Source organism: Actinoallomurus acaciae, assembly GCF_042429965.1.
Taxonomy (GTDB): Bacteria; Actinomycetota; Actinomycetes; order Streptosporangiales; family Streptosporangiaceae; genus Actinoallomurus; species Actinoallomurus acaciae.
Genome location: NZ_JBHLZP010000825.1, coordinates 1 through 2472, shown reverse-complemented (window position 1 = coordinate 2472; position 2472 = coordinate 1). Strand labels below are relative to the sequence as shown.

The following is a 2472-nucleotide window of genomic DNA, read 5'->3' as shown; positions in this document are numbered from 1 at the left end:
CGCGTCCGGCGCCCTCGGCGACTGGCTGGCGGCGAACGAGATCCGCCGGTTCGCCGGCTGCCCGATCGTGGTCGGCGAGCGGCTTTGGGGAATGGCCGCCGTGCTCTCCCGCGCGTCCCGGCGCCGGACGGCAGGGGCGGAGGAGATCATGCGGCAGCTCGCCGGGCTGGCCGGCGTCGCGCTCGTGCAGACCCGGCACCGCGCGGAGCTGGCGGCCTCCCGGGTCCGTCTGATCGAGGCCGCCGACGCGGCCCGCCGCCGGATCGAACGCCACCTGCACGAGAGCACCCAGCAGCGGCTCGTCGCCGTCGGCCTGGATCTGCGCGCCGCCGAGAGGACCGTGCCGCCGGGAATGGAGGAGCTGAGGGAGCAGCTGTCCGGCGCCGCCCGTGAGGTGAATGAGATCGTCAAGGGCCTGCAGGACCTCGCGCGGCAGTTGCATCCGGCGTTCCTGCTCAGGCGCGGCCTGGAGCCGGCGTTGCGCACACTGGCCCGGCGCACGCCCCTGCCGGTGGACCTGGAGGCGCACGGCCGGCGGCCGCCGTCGTCGAACACCGCCATGACCGTGTACTACGTGGTGGCGGAGGCCCTGTCCAACGCGGTGCTGTACGCGCACGCCTCCGTCGTCCGGGTCCGGCTCGACCTGGGAGACGAGGTGCGGCTCCGGATCGACGACGACGGCGTCGGCGGAGCCCACCCGTATCCGGGCTCGGCACTCGCCTACCTGCGGGACCGTGCCGAGGCGCTGGGCGGCGAGTTCACGATCGACAGTCCGGCCGGCGGCGGGACGTCCGTGCGCGTGACCATCCCCGCCGACTCGCCTCCGGGCGGTCTCGCGCCTGCTTGAGGGATCGTCTGGAACCCCTGTCCCGCCGTACGGTGAGGGTTCGGGACGATCTCCGGCGCCACCGACCACATACGGCCGGGAATGTCGTGATTTCGTTGTATTCCTAGCGATGCGCGCCGAGCACGTCGCGCGGCATGATGACACGGTGCGGAACCCACCCGAGGAACACTCCCTTGCGGTGTGGATATGGCCGCGCGCGCTGCCCCTCCGGGAGATCTTCGGCGTCGCGTGGGACGACCCGGAGATCCGCGCGCGCTTCCTCACCCTCACCGGCCAGTGGCACACGCGGCATCCCTCGCCCCGGCCCGATCCGGGACCGGGCGACGGCCCGCGGCCCGGACAGTGGATGTGGCACCCGCCCGCGCACAGCATCTACGACTCCCACACCTACGAAGAGTCGGGCGACGACTGGCTCGAGGTCGCGGTCCGGATGGAGAACGCCGACTACTTTCCCGGCCACTGCCGTATCGAGGCCTCGCTGACGGTCGCCTGCCGTTGCGACAGCCCCCACGACCGGCACACGATCGTGGAGACCCGGTGGCGCTCCGCCGGCCCGGCGGCGGCGCTGGAGGCGCTCACCACGGTGCTGCGCGACACCGACCAGTGGCTCGCCGGCTCCCGCCGCCCCGACTGGTGGCGGCGGCGCTCCGGCCTCGTCTGAGCCGGCCGCCGTCCCCTCTCATCCGGGCTGGAGCGTGTAGGTGAGGAAGTTGCCGGGCAGGCGCTCGCCGGCGGCGCCCTCGGTGACCGCGCGGACGAGCAGTTCGCCGCCCACGAACGCCCCGTGCCACGAGGCGCCCAGCCCACCGAACAGCTCGTCGCGGTCGCCGCGCGAGCGCGGCTCGCCGATGCCGACCTTGAACGCGCGGACCTCGGCGGCGAGGCGCCGCGCCGTCGCCTCGTCGTCGCAGGAGAGGCTCGCCACGAGCGCGCCGTTGGAGGCGTTCATCGCGGCCAGCAGCTCCGCCTCGGTGTCGACCAGCACGATCGTGTCGACCGGGCCGAACGGCTCGGCGTGGTGCAGCGGCGAGGAGGGCGGCGGCCCCAGGATCGTCACCGGCGCGAGGTACGCCGAGGTGTCCTGGCCCGGGAGGAACCGGCCGTCCGCCGCCGAGCCGCGGTAGAGCGGCACCCCGCCGCGCGAGACCGCCTCATCGACCTGGCCGGCCAGGTCCTTGGCCTTGGCGTCGTTGATGAGCGGCCCGAAGTCCAGCTCGGGCAGCGGGTCGCCCGGCTCCTCCACGGCCAGCGGATGACCGAACCGCACCTGGCCGACGGCCGGCAGGTACGCCGCGAGGAACCGGTCGAACAGGGAGCGCTGCACGACGAACCGCGGGTACGCCGTGCAGCGCTGCTTGGCGTAGTCGAACGTCCGGCGGATCTGCCCGGCCAGCCGCGGCCAGTCGGAGTACTCCCACACGCCCCAGCAGTTGAGCCCCTCCTGTTCGAGGACGTGCCGCTTGCCGAGGTCGGCGACGGCCGCGGCGACGTGCGCGCCGGTGTCGCGGCCGCCGACGAAGGAGACGCAGCCGATCTCCGGCGCGCGGACCAGGGCCGCCGACAGCTCACGACCGGCGCCGCTGACGAGGGTGACCGGCCGCCCCTCCCCCGCCGCCAGGGCGCAC

General features: G+C 74.2%; 3 protein-coding genes. 2 read left to right on the top strand and 1 reads right to left on the bottom strand.

The window, feature by feature from the left end:
* Both ACFFNX_RS47590 and ACFFNX_RS47585 read left to right on the top strand, forming a co-directional pair.
* Window positions 1-847: sensor histidine kinase (locus tag ACFFNX_RS47590; protein ID WP_378213022.1), on the top strand; the 847-nt coding region annotated here is incomplete at its 5' end.
* A 145-nt stretch (window positions 848-992) separates the two neighbouring features.
* Window positions 993-1508 (top strand): hypothetical protein, encoded by a 516-nt coding sequence (locus ACFFNX_RS47585; RefSeq protein ID WP_378213021.1) that lies wholly within the window; start codon window positions 993-995, stop codon window positions 1506-1508.
* Between the two features lie 18 nt (window positions 1509-1526).
* Here the strand turns inward: ACFFNX_RS47585 and ACFFNX_RS47580 are convergent.
* Window positions 1527-2472, bottom strand: a 946-nt coding sequence (locus tag ACFFNX_RS47580) for an aldehyde dehydrogenase family protein (RefSeq protein WP_378213020.1), incomplete at its 5' end; no start/stop codon positions are given.